The organism is Mixta calida (genome assembly GCF_002953215.1).
In the GTDB taxonomy this organism is placed as follows: Bacteria; Pseudomonadota; Gammaproteobacteria; order Enterobacterales; family Enterobacteriaceae; genus Mixta; species Mixta calida.
The window spans coordinates 1549683-1562253 of sequence record NZ_CP026378.1 but is presented as its reverse complement, the minus strand read 5'-3'; the positions used below and the strand labels follow the sequence as shown (position 1 = coordinate 1562253).

14 protein-coding genes are annotated in these 12571 nt (G+C 58.3%); 6 read left to right on the top strand and 8 right to left on the bottom strand.

The genetic code is table 11. The features are described from left to right. The first annotated feature begins 107 nt into the window (after nucleotides 1-107). From C2E16_RS07395 to C2E16_RS07370, 6 genes are all read left to right on the top strand, one after another. Nucleotides 108-650, top strand: coding sequence for a lipoprotein (locus tag C2E16_RS07395; protein ID WP_038627097.1), 543 nt, complete (start codon nucleotides 108-110; stop codon nucleotides 648-650). Between the two features lie 214 nt (nucleotides 651-864). After that, nucleotides 865-1593 carry an arginine ABC transporter ATP-binding protein ArtP gene (gene artP, locus C2E16_RS07390; protein ID WP_038627099.1) on the top strand — a complete coding sequence of 243 codons (729 nt, stop codon included), beginning with the start codon at nucleotides 865-867 and terminating at the stop codon, nucleotides 1591-1593. 14 nt (nucleotides 1594-1607) lie between these two features. Then, nucleotides 1608-2339, top strand: a complete 732-nt coding sequence (artJ, locus tag C2E16_RS07385) for an arginine ABC transporter substrate-binding protein (protein ID WP_038627101.1) — start codon at nucleotides 1608-1610, stop codon at nucleotides 2337-2339. Nucleotides 2340-2343: 4 nt separating this feature from the next. Then, nucleotides 2344-3060, top strand: coding sequence for an arginine ABC transporter permease ArtQ (artQ, locus tag C2E16_RS07380; RefSeq protein WP_084970284.1), 717 nt, complete (start codon nucleotides 2344-2346; stop codon nucleotides 3058-3060). Next, complete coding sequence (gene artM / locus C2E16_RS07375; RefSeq protein ID WP_038627105.1) at nucleotides 3060-3728, top strand: arginine ABC transporter permease ArtM; 669 nt, start codon at nucleotides 3060-3062, stop codon at nucleotides 3726-3728. The genes artQ and artM overlap by 1 nt, the downstream gene beginning before the upstream one ends. A 155-nt stretch (nucleotides 3729-3883) precedes the next feature. Next, nucleotides 3884-4615: an arginine ABC transporter substrate-binding protein gene (locus C2E16_RS07370; protein ID WP_038627107.1), complete on the top strand. Its 732-nt coding sequence runs from the start codon at nucleotides 3884-3886 to the stop codon at nucleotides 4613-4615. 125 nt (nucleotides 4616-4740) lie between these two features. On the opposite strand, the gene rlmC is transcribed toward C2E16_RS07370, so the two are convergent. From rlmC to rimK, 8 genes are all read right to left on the bottom strand, one after another. Beyond that, entirely contained in the window at nucleotides 4741-5868 is a 1128-nt protein-coding gene (gene rlmC, locus C2E16_RS07365; RefSeq protein WP_084970285.1) for a 23S rRNA (uracil(747)-C(5))-methyltransferase RlmC, read from the bottom strand. A 60-nt stretch (nucleotides 5869-5928) separates the two neighbouring features. Next, nucleotides 5929-6405, bottom strand: coding sequence for a YbjO family protein (locus C2E16_RS07360; protein ID WP_038627111.1), 477 nt, complete (start codon nucleotides 6403-6405; stop codon nucleotides 5929-5931). A gap of 123 nt (nucleotides 6406-6528) precedes the next feature. Further along, nucleotides 6529-7374, bottom strand: coding sequence for a putrescine ABC transporter permease PotI (gene potI, locus C2E16_RS07355; RefSeq protein ID WP_038627113.1), 846 nt, complete (start codon nucleotides 7372-7374; stop codon nucleotides 6529-6531). Then, on the bottom strand, nucleotides 7371-8315 hold the full coding sequence (gene potH / locus C2E16_RS07350) for a putrescine ABC transporter permease PotH (protein WP_084970286.1): 945 nt from the start codon (nucleotides 8313-8315) through the stop codon (nucleotides 7371-7373). The genes potI and potH overlap by 4 nt, the downstream gene beginning before the upstream one ends. Before the next feature lie 10 nt (nucleotides 8316-8325). Next, on the bottom strand, nucleotides 8326-9459 hold the full coding sequence (gene potG / locus C2E16_RS07345; protein ID WP_038627118.1) for a putrescine ABC transporter ATP-binding subunit PotG: 1134 nt from the start codon (nucleotides 9457-9459) through the stop codon (nucleotides 8326-8328). Between the two features lie 120 nt (nucleotides 9460-9579). After that, nucleotides 9580-10692, bottom strand: a complete 1113-nt coding sequence (gene potF, locus C2E16_RS07340; RefSeq protein WP_084970287.1) for a spermidine/putrescine ABC transporter substrate-binding protein PotF — start codon at nucleotides 10690-10692, stop codon at nucleotides 9580-9582. A 393-nt stretch (nucleotides 10693-11085) separates the two neighbouring features. Further along, complete coding sequence (locus C2E16_RS07335) at nucleotides 11086-11565, bottom strand: YbjN domain-containing protein (RefSeq protein ID WP_038627122.1); 480 nt, start codon at nucleotides 11563-11565, stop codon at nucleotides 11086-11088. Between the two features lie 89 nt (nucleotides 11566-11654). Beyond that, the gene (gene rimK / locus C2E16_RS07330; protein WP_038627125.1) at nucleotides 11655-12557 is read right to left on the bottom strand and encodes a 30S ribosomal protein S6--L-glutamate ligase; all 903 of its coding nucleotides are present in this window, start codon (nucleotides 12555-12557) and stop codon (nucleotides 11655-11657) included. Nucleotides 12558-12571 lie beyond the last annotated feature (14 nt).

Below are 12571 nucleotides of genomic sequence, written 5' to 3'. Positions count from 1 at the left end.
CTTTTCTCCTTTTCCGATTCAGCAACAGTTTAACCCGTGCGGCTAAAAAGCGCGGCTATACTTTATGATAAAACAAAGCCTTGCCCGATAACCATAAGGAAAATGAGATGAAAAACAAAGCGTTTGCCGCGCTACTGCCGGCCGCCCTGCTGCTGAGCGCCTGTACTACCGTGGAGCCGGCCTATAAGGATATCGGCACGCGTGCGGCTCCTTGCGTAGAGGGTGGGCCGGATACCGTGGCGCAAAAATTTTACGATCTGCGCATCGCGCAGCCGACGCAGGGTCTGCCGGACAGCCAACTGCTGGCGCGCTACCGCCCTTACCTGAGCGAAAAACTTTACCAGACCCTGCTGCGCGCCAGCGCGAAAAGCGATCGACCGGCGGAATGGCGTCAGGGCGATCTCTTCTCCAGCCTGGCGCAGGGCCCCACCAAAGCGGAAGTCGCCGACGCGTCGACGATTCCCAATACCGACGCGCGCAATATCCCCCTGCGCGTCAGCCTGACGCGTGAGGGCGAGAAAAGCGTCAGCTGGCAGGATGAAGTGCTGATGGTGCGCGAAGGCACCTGCTGGACGCTGGACGACGTGCGCTACGTCGCCGACTGGCAGCGTCCCGGCGGCGGCACCCTGACCCAGCTGCTGGAAAAATAAACTCTTTTGCAGCGTCGTCGCCCGGCGGCGCTGCGGTTATCACAAAAAGAGAGAAATCTTCCCACGTATTCACCGCCCGCTCCGCACATGACGAGATTTTGTGCTAGCCTTTAGGCATTCCACGTCTCATTAATAAATTTTAACGCACGATGATTGCATAACTATTCTGTCGACGTTAAGATTTGCGGCATCAATTGCTATTCATTTTCAGCGCATGAGTATTCAACTAAACGGTATTAATTGCTTTTACGGCGCCCAGCAGGCGCTGTTCGATATTCAGCTAACGTGCCCGGAAGGCGAAACGCTGGTGCTGCTGGGCCCCAGCGGCGCCGGGAAAAGTTCGCTCCTGCGCGTGCTGAACCTGCTGGAGATGCCGCGCTCCGGCACCTTAAGCATCGCCGGCCACCATTTCGACTTCAGTAAAAAGCCGGGCGACAGCGCGATCCGTGAGCTGCGGCAGAATGTCGGCATGGTCTTTCAGCAATATAATCTCTGGCCGCATCTGACGGTGAAGCAGAACCTGATCGAAGCGCCCTGCCGCGTGCTGGGGCTGGAGAAAGATCGCGCCCACGCGCGCGCCGATAAACTGCTGGAACGCCTGCGCCTGGCGCCTCACGCCGATCGTTTTCCGTTACAGCTTTCCGGCGGCCAGCAGCAGCGCGTCGCTATCGCGCGCGCGCTGATGATGGAGCCGGCGGTGCTGCTGTTCGATGAGCCTACCGCGGCGCTTGACCCGGAAATCACCGCGCAGATTGTCAGCATTATTCGCGAGCTGGCGCAAACCAATATCACTCAGGTTATCGTCACCCATGAAGTCGAAGTGGCCCGCAAAACGGCAAGCCGCGTCGTCTATATGGAAAATGGCTATATCGTTGAACAGGGTGACGCCAGCCGTTTTACACAGCCGCAAACCGATGCGTTTGCTAACTATCTCTCGCACTGAGTAAGGCCATAAAGATGAAAAAACTTGTTCTTGCTGCCCTGTTAGCCGGCATCAGCCTGAGCGCCTCCGCCGCGGAGACGATCCGTTTCGCCACCGAAGCCTCCTACCCTCCGTTTGAGTTTGTTGACGCCAACAATAAGATCATGGGCTTCGACGTCGATCTGGCCAACGCGCTGTGCAAAGAGATGAACGCGACCTGCACCTTCACCAATCAGGCGTTCGACAGCCTGATCCCCAGCCTGAAGTTCCGCCGCTTCGATGCGGTGATGGCGGGTATGGATATCACGCCGGAGCGTGAAAAACAGGTGCTGTTCAGCAAGCCTTATTATGAAAACTCCGCGCTGTTTATCGCGCAAAAAGGAAAAGTGGCGGATGTCGCCGCGCTGAAAGGCAAACGCGTCGGGGTGCAAAACGGCACCACGCATCAGAAATACCTGACCGACAAGCAGAGCGACATCACTACCGTGCCTTACGACAGCTATCAGAACGCGATTCTCGATCTGAAAAACGGCCGCATCGAAGCGGTGTTCGGCGATACGGCGGTCGTCAACGAGTGGCTGAAGCAGAATCCGAACCTGGCGGCGGTCGGCGACAAGGTGACCGACAAAGCCTACTTCGGCACCGGTCTCGGCATTGCGGTGCGTCAGGGCAACAGCGCGTTGCAGGAAAAATTTAACGCCGCGCTGGATAAAGTGAAAGCTGACGGCACTTACAAAACCATCTATAACAAATGGTTTCAGCAGTAATTAGATGAACGAATTACTTCCACTCGCAAGCGCCGCCGGGATGACCGTCGGCCTTGCCGTTTGCGCGCTGATCCTCGGCCTGCTGTTGGCGATGCTGTTTGCCGGCTGGGAATCGGTGCGTCTGCGTCCGGTCGCCTGGGTCGGCACCGGTCTGGTGACGCTGCTGCGCGGCCTGCCGGAAATTCTGGTGGTGCTGTTTATCTATTTCGGCGCCTCGCAACTGCTGCTGCTGCTCTCCGACGGCTTCACGATTAACCTCGGCCTGTTTACGCTGCCGGTGCAGATGCAGATCGACAACTTCGACGTCAGTCCCTTTCTGTGCGGCGTGATCGCGCTTGCCATCCTCTATTCCGCCTACGCCTCGCAGACGCTGCGCGGCGCGCTGAAGGCGGTGCCGGTTGGACAGTGGGAATCGGGTCAGGCGCTGGGCATGAAAAAGTCGGCCATCTTTTTCCGGCTGATTATGCCGCAGATGTGGCGTCATGCCCTGCCGGGGCTGGGCAATCAGTGGCTGGTGCTGCTGAAGGATACCGCGCTGGTTTCGCTGATCAGCGTTAACGATCTGATGCTGCAAACCCGCAGTATCGCCACCCGCACCCAGGAGCCTTTTACCTGGTATCTGCTGGCGGCGGCAATCTATCTGCTGATTACGTTGCTGAGCCAGGCGGTGCTGAAACGCATTGAACTGCGGACCACCCGCTTCGAACGGGGGAACAGCTGATGCTCGACTATTTGCCTGAGCTGCTTAAAGGGCTGCAAACCAGCCTGACGCTCACCGTGGCCTCGCTGGTGGCGGCGCTGGTGCTCTCCCTGCTGTTCACCATGGTGCTGTCGCTGAAAACGCCGGTGGTCAGCCAGCTGGTAAGAGGCTATATCACTCTGTTTACCGGCACGCCACTGCTGGTGCAGATCTTCCTGATCTACTACGGACCGGGACAGTTTCCTTCGATCCAGAAGATCGACTGGCTGTGGCAGCTGCTTTCGCAGCCCTGGCTCTGCGCCCTGCTGGCGCTGTCGTTAAACAGCGCCGCCTATACCACCCAACTGTTTTACGGCGCGGTGCGCGCTATTCCCGCCGGTCAATGGCAGTCCTGCGCCGCGCTGGGCATGACGCGCCGCGACACAATGCGCATTCTGCTGCCTTACGCCTTTAAGCGCGCCCTCTCTTCCTATTCCAACGAGGTGGTGCTGGTGTTTAAGAGCACCTCGCTGGCCTATACCATCACGCTGATGGAGGTAATGGGCCACGGTCAGCTGCTCTACGGCCGCACCTATGATGTGATGGTGTTCGCCGCCGCCGGATTGATTTATCTGTGCGTCAACGGCCTGCTGACGCTGCTGATGCGTCTGATTGAACATCGTGCGCTGGCGTTTGAACGACGCAACTGATTGCAGCGGTGATAAAAACGGTAAGTAACCATAAAAAGGCGGGTTTAACCCGCCTTTTCCATTAATTATACATTTTATTTGCATAAACATGCATTAAATGGCATCTTGTTTTCCGCCGCTGGGCAAATAGCATAATGAAAACAGGAGCAGACCCGATGAAGAAATGGTTACTGGCCGCCATGCTGGCGGGCGTGGCAATGAATGCAGGCGCAGCGGAAAAAATTCGTTTCGCCTCCTCCGCAACCTACCCGCCTTTTGAATCGCTCAACAGCGATAACCAGATTGTCGGTTTCGATATCGATCTGGCTAACGCGCTGTGCCAACAGATCAAAGCGGAGTGCACCTTTACTAACAACGCCTTCGACAGCCTGATCCCGGCGCTGAAGTTTCGTCGCTATGATGCGGTCATTTCCGGGATGGATATTACGCCGGAGCGCAGCAAACAGGTCGCCTTTACCCAGCCCTACTACGCCAACTCAGCGGTGGTGATTGCGGCGAAAGGAAAATATCCGACGATGGAAGCGCTGAAGGGGAAACGCATCGGCATGGAAAACGGCACCACCCATCAGCGTTATTTGCAGGATAAGCATCCTGAAGTGGTTCCGGTAGCCTACGACAGCTATCAGAACGCCATCCTTGATCTGAAAAATGGCCGTCTTGACGGCGTATTCGGCGATACGGCGGTAGTGAATGAGTGGCTGAAGGCGAATCCGCAGCTGGGCACTGTTGGCCAGCCGGTCACCGACCCGCAATATTTCGGCACCGGCCTCGGCATCGCGGTGCGCCCTGACAACCAGGCGCTGCTGAAAAAGCTGAACGACGCGCTGGCGGCGATCAAAGCGGACGGCACGCTGCAAAAGATTAACGACAAGTGGTTTGCCCATTGATCGCCTGTCGGGCTATCTGCCGATCAACGTGCTTGCACTGACCTTCTTTACCGGCCCGACTGTTGGCCGGTAACGCCTCTGGCGGACGCGTCGGCAACGCTTTAAGCCGCGCGCCGCCTTGTTCCTTACCTGCGTTGCAGCAGCGTCAACACCTCATAGTGCGTGGTATGCGGAAACATATCGAACAGCTGCACGCGCAGCACGCGATAATTCTCCAGACGGGCAATATCCTGCGCCATAGTCTCAGCGTTGCAGCTGGAATAGAGCAGCCACGCCGGCGCCATACGACTCAGATAATCGCACAGTTCGGCGCCGATGCCGCGACGCGGCGGGTTAACAAGCACCAGCTCCGGCACCGCCTCTTCGCCCGTGGCGAAGCGCGTGGAGTCGAGCGCCGCAAACTGCACCTTTTTCAGTCCAAGCTGCTGCGCCGAACGCTGCGCGCAGGCGATCGCCTCGGCGCTAATCTCAATCCCGGTCAGGCGCATCTCCGGCGTGGCGCAATGCAGCCCAAAACCGCCGACGCCGCAGAAAAGATCCCACATGGCATGGATATTCAGCTCGCTGACCCACTGACGCGCGGTGTCATACAGCTGCGCCGCCACCGCCGGGTTGGTCTGAAAAAAGCTGCGCGGCCGAATCCAGAGCGGGACGTGATTCAGCTGTTCCGCCAGCGCCTGATTTTCCGTCAGCGCGATCTCCTCCTCCCCTTCCAGAATCGCCATATGCACCGGCTGGATATTGGCGGAGATCACCGACAGCTGCGGTAGCTGCTGCTGTAACCACGGCAGCGCGGCGCGCAGCTGGTCCAGCTTCGCCTGCGATCGCAGCACAAAGCGCAGCATCAGCCTGCCGTCGAGCGCGCTTTCGCTCAACAGCAGGAACTTCAGCTCGCCGCGCCGCCGCGCCACGTTATAGGGCGTCAGACCGGCGCGGGCGATAAAGGGCTTCAGCACCTCGAACACTGGCGCAAAGCTGGCGGGATAGAGCGGACAGGCGGTGAGATCGACCGGGCTGCCGTCGCGCTGTACGATGCCCAGCACCGGGCGCTCGACGCTGCCGCTTACCACCATTTTCGCCTTGTTGCGAAACGCCTGCTGCGGCGAGCTCACCGGCGAACGCCATTCGCCGACCGTTATATCGGTGAGCAGCGCCTGCAAATGATCCTGCTTCTGCCGCAGCTGTTGGGGATAAGGGAGTGTCAGCCACTGACAGGAGCGACAGCGGTCTGCATCGTAAAGCGCGCAATGCATGATTAAACCTGTGATGAGTGGGTGTGCCGGTTTGCGGGGCAGGATTGTAGCATCAGCCACTCAGTTTCGCTGAAAAAATTGCCGGCTGGCGGCGGGCAAAAACAGCAGCGCCAGCACCAGCAGATCGGGCATTTTATGCAGCAGCAGATTATGCAAAATATCGATGCTGCCCGCCCCGCTGAGGCTGAAGATTTCGGGATAGATCCAGCCCATCGACGCGGCCCAGAGATAGAGCAGCACGATCGCCTGGGTAATCAGATAAGTGGCGCGACCGCGACGCGAACCGCGCATCAACGTCAGGGCGCTGCGCAGCTCGATAAAAAAGATAATCTGACTGGCGAAAAAAATCAGCGTGGAGTCCCAGGCCTGGGCGCTGCGGTGAATAAAGTCGGACACCCCGTCATAGCCCAGCTCATTCGCCAGCAGCAGCACGCTAAGGCAGCGGGTGGCGATAATCGCCTGCCCGGCGATCAGGACCGGAACAGGCGCCTGCGGGTAGCGCGTAACCACTTTACCGGTTCTGAAAACTTCCGACATTCACCGACTCCTTGCATCGCAGCAGACCACGTTCACCCTGTACGTCAGACCGCGCCGCCCCTCTGTCGGACGCGATCTGACGCTGCAGAACCCTGCAATCAATAGTGGCAAAGGTTTCGGATTTTAGCTACGTCTCGCTTTCTGAATATCGCGTACCCGCTGCTTCTCTTCATGCGCCATAAAGCGCCAGGCGATAAAGCCGACCAGCCCGACCACAAACAGGATCAGCGAGGCAAGCGCGTTGATCTCCGGGTTCACCCCGCGGCGCACGGTGGCGAAAATCGCCATCGGCAGCGTGGTAGCCCCCGGACCGGTGACAAAGCTGGCGATCACCAGATCGTCGAGCGACAGGGTAAAAGCGAGCAGCCAGCCGGTGACCAGCGCTGGCGCGATCATCGGTACGGTAATCACGAAAAAGACCTTCAGCGGCGTCGCGCCCAGGTCCATCGCCGCTTCCTCAATCGAGCGATCCAGCTCGCGCAGGCGCGAGTTGATCACCACCGAGACGTAAGCGGTGCAGAAGGTAACGTGCGCCAGCCAGATGGTCAGCATGCCGCGATCGCCTGGCCAGCCCAACGCATGCCCCATCGCTACAAACAGCAGCAGCAGCGACAGGCCGGTGATCACATCGGGCATCACCAGCGGCGCGGTAAGCATAAAGGCGAAGCCGGTCGAGCCCTTGAAACGGCCGAAGCGCACGATCACCACCGCCGCGATCGTGCCCAGCACCACCGCCATCGTGGCGCTAAGCGCGGCGATGGTCAGGCTCAGCGTCACCGCGCTGATCATCGCACTGTCCTGGAACAGCACCCGATACCAGTGCAGCGAGAAGCTCTCCCAGACGGTCACCAGCTGCGAACTGTTGAACGAGTAGACCACCAGCAGCAACATCGGCGCATAAAGGAAGCTGAAGCACAGCAGCAGAATCACCAGCCGCCATGGCGAACGAACAGCGGGCAGATTGCTCATGCCTTCTCCTCCAGGGTTTTGTTTTGATGCTTGTGGAACCAGATGATCGGCAGAATCAAAATCAGCAGAATAATCACCGCCAGCGCCGAGGCGACCGGCCAGTCGCGGTTATTGAAAAACTCCTGCCACAGGATGCGGCCGATCATTATGCTGTCCGGCCCGCCCAGCAGTTCAGGGATCACGTACTCCCCTACCGCCGGAATAAACACCAGCATCGACCCGGCGATAATGCCGTTCTTCGTCAGCGGCACGATCACGCTAAAAAAGGTTTTCAGCGGGCGCGCGCCCAGGTCGAGCGAGGCTTCCACCAGCGAATAGTCGATGCGCGTCAGCGCGGTGTAGATCGGCAGCACCATAAACGGCAGATAGCAGTAGACAATGCCGATATAGACCGCCGTATTGGTATAGAGGATCGCCAGCGGATGATCGATAACCCCCAGCCACATTAAAAAGCGGTTAAGGATACCGTTGCTGTTCAACAGCCCCATCCAGGCGTAAACGCGCACCAGAAAGGAAGTCCATGACGGCAGGATCACCAGCAGCAGCAGGATATTGCGCACCGAGGCGGGGCTTTGCGCCACCGCCCAGGCGAGCGGGTAGCCTACCACCAGGCAGATCAGCGTCGAAATCGCCGCCACCTTCAGCGACTGTAAATAGGCGTCGACGTAAAGCGGATCGTCCGTCAGCTGGAGATAATTCCCCAGATTGAACACCAGCGTCAGCTGGTCGTCCGCCCAGGCGATCAGATCGGTATAAGGCGGAATAGCGCGCGCGATCTCGGAAAAGCTGATCTTCAGCACGATCAGGAACGGCAGCAGGAAGAACAGCACCAGCCAGAAATAGGGCAGCGCGATCGCCAGCTTGCGTCCGTGAGCCATTTTCAGCCGCGTCAGCGTGCGGCCGAAAGCGCCGGGCTGCGCCGCGGCAACAGGTTGTTTCATATGCGCCCTCTTATACCGTCAGTACGACGCAGCTGTCGGCGTCCCAACTGAGACGCACTTCATCGCCCCAGGTCGGCGCGCCCTGACGGAAGCGATGCGCGTTCTGAAGCTGCGCGCTGATCATCTGTCCGCTGTGCAGCCGTACATGATAAATCGACAGATCGCCCAGATAGGCGATATGCACCACCTCGCCGACGGCGAAGTTGCAGCCATCTTCCGGCACCTGCTCGCAAAGCATCACTTTTTCAGGACGCAGCGCGATAGAGACCGGCACGTTATCCATGATCGACACGTCGGAAGCGACCTTCAGCGGATGCACCAGACCAGGGCTGTCGATGACCAGGCCATCTTCGCGCCGCTCGCGCAGCAGCCCCTCAAAGACGTTAACCGAGCCGATAAATTCGGCGCTGTAGCGGCTGGTGGGATGCTCATAGATCTCCTCCGGCTCGCCGATCTGAACGAATTTGCCGCGGTTCATAATGGCGATGCGGCCCGCCATGGTCATCGCCTCTTCCTGATCGTGCGTCACCATCACGCAGGTGGCGCCGACGCGCTCAAGGATATCCACTACCTCCAGCTGCATGCGGTCACGCAGTTTCTTATCCAGCGCGCCCATTGGCTCATCCAGCAGCAGCAGCTTGGGACGCTTCGCCAGGCTACGCGCCAGCGCCACGCGTTGACGCTGGCCGCCGGAAAGCTGGTGCGGCTTGCGCTTCGCAAACTCCTGCATATGCACCAGCGCCAGCATTTCCGCCACGCGGCTGCTGATTTCGCCCTTCGGCAGCTTGTCCTGCTTCAGGCCGAAGGCGATATTCTGTTCCACCGTCATATGGGGAAACAGCGCATAGGACTGGAACATCATATTGATCGGGCGCTGGTAAGGCGGCACATGGGAAAGATCCTGCCCGTCGAGCAGGATCTGGCCGTGGGTCGGCGCTTCAAACCCCGCCAGCATGCGCAACAGGGTCGATTTGCCGCAGCCCGAAGCGCCGAGCAGCGCAAAAATTTCGCCTTTATAAATCGTCAGGCTGACGTCATCGACAGCGTGCTGGCCATCAAACGATTTGGTCAGGTTGCGGATCTCCAGCAGCGGCGTCAGGGCCTTTGCCGTTTTATGGGGAGGACGGGGGATCGCGTCGTTCACTAACTTTACTCTCCGGCGCTAAGCGGACACTCACGGCACGGGGCCGCACAAATAAGACAACAGAGGCCGGAACCGCGCCTCTGTTGTCTTTAGCCTGCGATGGGTATTCGCGTTTGCGAATTACTTACCGCTTTTTACTTTGGTCCATGCGCGGGTGCGCACACGGTCCAGTTTAGGTTCCTGCACTTTCAGCACGAACAGCCTGGACATAGTTTCCGGCGTAGGGAAAATGCCAGGGTTGTTGCGCACCGCTTCGCTCACCAGCGGCAGCGACGCCTTGTTACCGTTAGCGTAGAACATCTTGTCGGAAATGTGCGCAATCACTTTCGGGTCCATGATGTAGTTCAGCCATTGATAGGCTTCATCGAGGTTTTTCGCGTCTTTCGGGATCGCCATCATATCGAAGAAGGCCAGCGCGCCCTCTTTCGGAATGCTGTAGGCGATATTGACGCCGTTTTTCGCTTCCGCCGCGCGGTTTTTCGCCTGCAACACGTCGCCCGCCCAGCCGATCGCCACGCAGGTGTTGCCGTTAGCCAGATCGTTGATGTACTGCGAGGAGTGGAAATAGCGAATATTCGGACGCAGCTTCAGCAGCAGATCGGTCGCTGCGCCGGAGTAATCCTTCGCGTCGCTGCTGTTGGGATCTTTGCCGAGGTAGTTCAGCACGGTGGCGAAAATCTCCTCCGGCGCGTCAAGGAAAGAGACGCCGCAGCTTTTCAGTTTCTCAAGATTTTCCGGCTTCAGCACCAGATCCCAGCTGTCGACCGGCGCGTCTTTGCCCAGCACCGCCTTCACCTTATCGACGTTATAGCCGATGCCGGTGGTGGCCCACAGATAAGGGATAGCGTATTTATTGCCCGGATCGTGCTGTTCAACCTTTTTCAGCAGCTCAGGATCGAGGTTCTTGTAGTTAGGCAGCTTGCTTTTATCGAGCGGCTGGAAAACGCCGGACTGCAGCTGACGCGCCAGAAAGCTCGATGACGGCACCACCACGTCGTAGCCGGTGCTGCCAGCCATCAGTTTGCCTTCCAGCACTTCGTTGGAATCAAACACGTCATAAATCACTTTAATGCCGGTCTGCTTCTCGAAATCGGGAACGGTATCGGGCGAGATATAATCTGACCAGTTATAAACGTGCAGGGTTTTCTGTTCCGCCATAGCGCCGGCGGAAGCCGCCATCAGCACGCCAGCCACCACACCAGACAACCATTTCTTGCCGTGGTTGTTTAACATGTTTCCTTCCTCCAGAATCGGGATCAAACTTCAGATGCAGAACAGAAGAAGCCGGCCGGCCTCCCCTTGCGTATCAGCTGTGACAGTGAATCGTTATTCAGTGCTGGCCGCTGAGAAAACGCCGCGCGCCGCGTGCGGTTTACCGCACCCACGATGCAGCCCCGCAAGCATAGCCGCATGCTGGCATTCAGGCCATACCCCAGAGTAAAAAACGCCTTTTATCGATTATTTATGCATGTTTCACCTATGTGATATGCCAGACCAGCATAAACGGCGAGAAATATGTGGCATTAAAGGCCTAAACGCAGCATAAAAATGTGAAGTGCGCCGCTTCCCCGGCTGGAAAAGCGGGAAGGGGCGCGAAAAGAGAGGAAATAACGGCTGAAGAGAGAATCAGTGCAGAACGGGCAAACGCTGATCGGGCGCGACAGGTTCATCTTCTTCCCCCATCAACAGCAAATTATTGGCGAAGGCTTCCATAATCACCATTGAGATCTGCTCTTCGCTCTGACGCAGAAAATGGACGAACTGACCGTAAGTAATACCGGCTTCGATCAACAGTGACTGACAGACAATCAGCTTCGGCAGATTATCATCCTGAATATCCAGAAACGCTTTCACCGTCAGCGACGCGGCGTTGATTTGCGACAGATCCCCCACGAGCGGAATCAGCGCCGTGGGCTTCACCTCTGCAAGGGCGGAAAACAGAATGACGTTATCGACCAAATCGATTTTGGCATCGAAAACGCCATCGAAATTCTGCATGTGCGGCAGATGCAGCGCCTGACAGGCGTCGCATTCAAACCAGGTAATGCTTTGCTGATCCAGCCAACGTCGTAATACGTCTAAGTCTGGAACGACGAGTGAATCCATATGCTACTGCCCTATACCGCGTTGAAATAAGCGCAATAGCTTACGGAAAAAGCAACCTGAAAACCACGTCCGCCGGTCAAAAAGGCGATTCAACCACCGGTTTTCAGACTGAAACCGGGTTGGGCGTGCTGCTCAATCCAGTCGATCATCATGGCGGCAATATTCAAACCAGTGGTTTTTTCGATGCCCTCCAGTCCCGGCGAGGCGTTGACCTCCATCACCAGCGGGCCGCGCTGCGCGCGCAGAATATCGACGCCCGCCACGTCCAGTCCCAGCGTGGCCGCCGCCTTCACCGCGATTTCGCGCTCGCGCGGGGTGATCTCCACGCAGCGGGCGCGGCCGCCGCGATGCAGGTTAGAGCGAAAATCGCCCTCTTTCGCCTCGCGTTCGATAGCAGCCACCACTTCGTTGCCGATCACCAGGCAGCGAATATCGCGCCCTTTCGCCTCTTTTATAAATTCCTGCACCAGAATGTGTGCGTTAAGGCCGCGAAAGGCGTCAATAACGCTTTCCGCCGCCTGGCGCGTCTCCGCCAGCACCACGCCGATGCCCTGCGTGCCCTCTACCAGCTTCACCACCAGCGGCGCGCCGCCCACCATATCGATCAGATCGCTGGTGTCGTCGGGCGAATGGGCGAAGCCGGTGACCGGCATATCAATTCCCTGTCGCGCCAGCAGCTGCAGCGAACGCAGCTTGTCGCGCGCGCGGGTGATCGCCACCGATTCGTTCAGCGGGTAGCTGCCGCACAGCTCGAACTGGCGCAGCACCGCGGTGCCGTAAAAGGTGATAGCTGAGCCGATGCGCGGGATCACCGCATCGAAATCATCCAGCGCCCGTCCGCGATAGTGCACCGCCGCCGAGGCGGGATTGATATTCATATAGCAGGAGAGCGGGTCGACGATCTCCACCTGGTGGCCGCGCCCCCGCGCAGCCTCACGCAGACGTTTACAGGAGTAAAGCGATGCGTCACGGGAAAGGATGGCAATTTTCACCCGAAGGTCTCCGC

What these genes read in the sequence shown, in the direction of transcription:
- C2E16_RS07370 (WP_038627107.1), top strand. Translation starts at nt 3,884, where the DNA reads ATGAAGAAATGGTTACTGGCCGCCATGCTGGCGGGCGTGGCAATGAAT.
- potI (WP_038627113.1), bottom strand. Translation starts at nt 7,374, where the DNA reads ATGAGCAATCTGCCCGCTGTTCGTTCGCCATGGCGGCTGGTGATTCTG.
- artP (WP_038627099.1), top strand. Translation starts at nt 865, where the DNA reads ATGAGTATTCAACTAAACGGTATTAATTGCTTTTACGGCGCCCAGCAG.
- C2E16_RS07360 (WP_038627111.1), bottom strand. Translation starts at nt 6,405, where the DNA reads ATGTCGGAAGTTTTCAGAACCGGTAAAGTGGTTACGCGCTACCCGCAG.
- C2E16_RS07395 (WP_038627097.1), top strand. Translation starts at nt 108, where the DNA reads ATGAAAAACAAAGCGTTTGCCGCGCTACTGCCGGCCGCCCTGCTGCTG.
- artM (WP_038627105.1), top strand. Translation starts at nt 3,060, where the DNA reads ATGCTCGACTATTTGCCTGAGCTGCTTAAAGGGCTGCAAACCAGCCTG.
- potF (WP_084970287.1), bottom strand. Translation starts at nt 10,692, where the DNA reads ATGTTAAACAACCACGGCAAGAAATGGTTGTCTGGTGTGGTGGCTGGC.
- rlmC (WP_084970285.1), bottom strand. Translation starts at nt 5,868, where the DNA reads ATGCATTGCGCGCTTTACGATGCAGACCGCTGTCGCTCCTGTCAGTGG.
- artJ (WP_038627101.1), top strand. Translation starts at nt 1,608, where the DNA reads ATGAAAAAACTTGTTCTTGCTGCCCTGTTAGCCGGCATCAGCCTGAGC.
- artQ (WP_084970284.1), top strand. Translation starts at nt 2,344, where the DNA reads ATGAACGAATTACTTCCACTCGCAAGCGCCGCCGGGATGACCGTCGGC.
- C2E16_RS07335 (WP_038627122.1), bottom strand. Translation starts at nt 11,565, where the DNA reads ATGGATTCACTCGTCGTTCCAGACTTAGACGTATTACGACGTTGGCTG.
- potH (WP_084970286.1), bottom strand. Translation starts at nt 8,315, where the DNA reads ATGAAACAACCTGTTGCCGCGGCGCAGCCCGGCGCTTTCGGCCGCACG.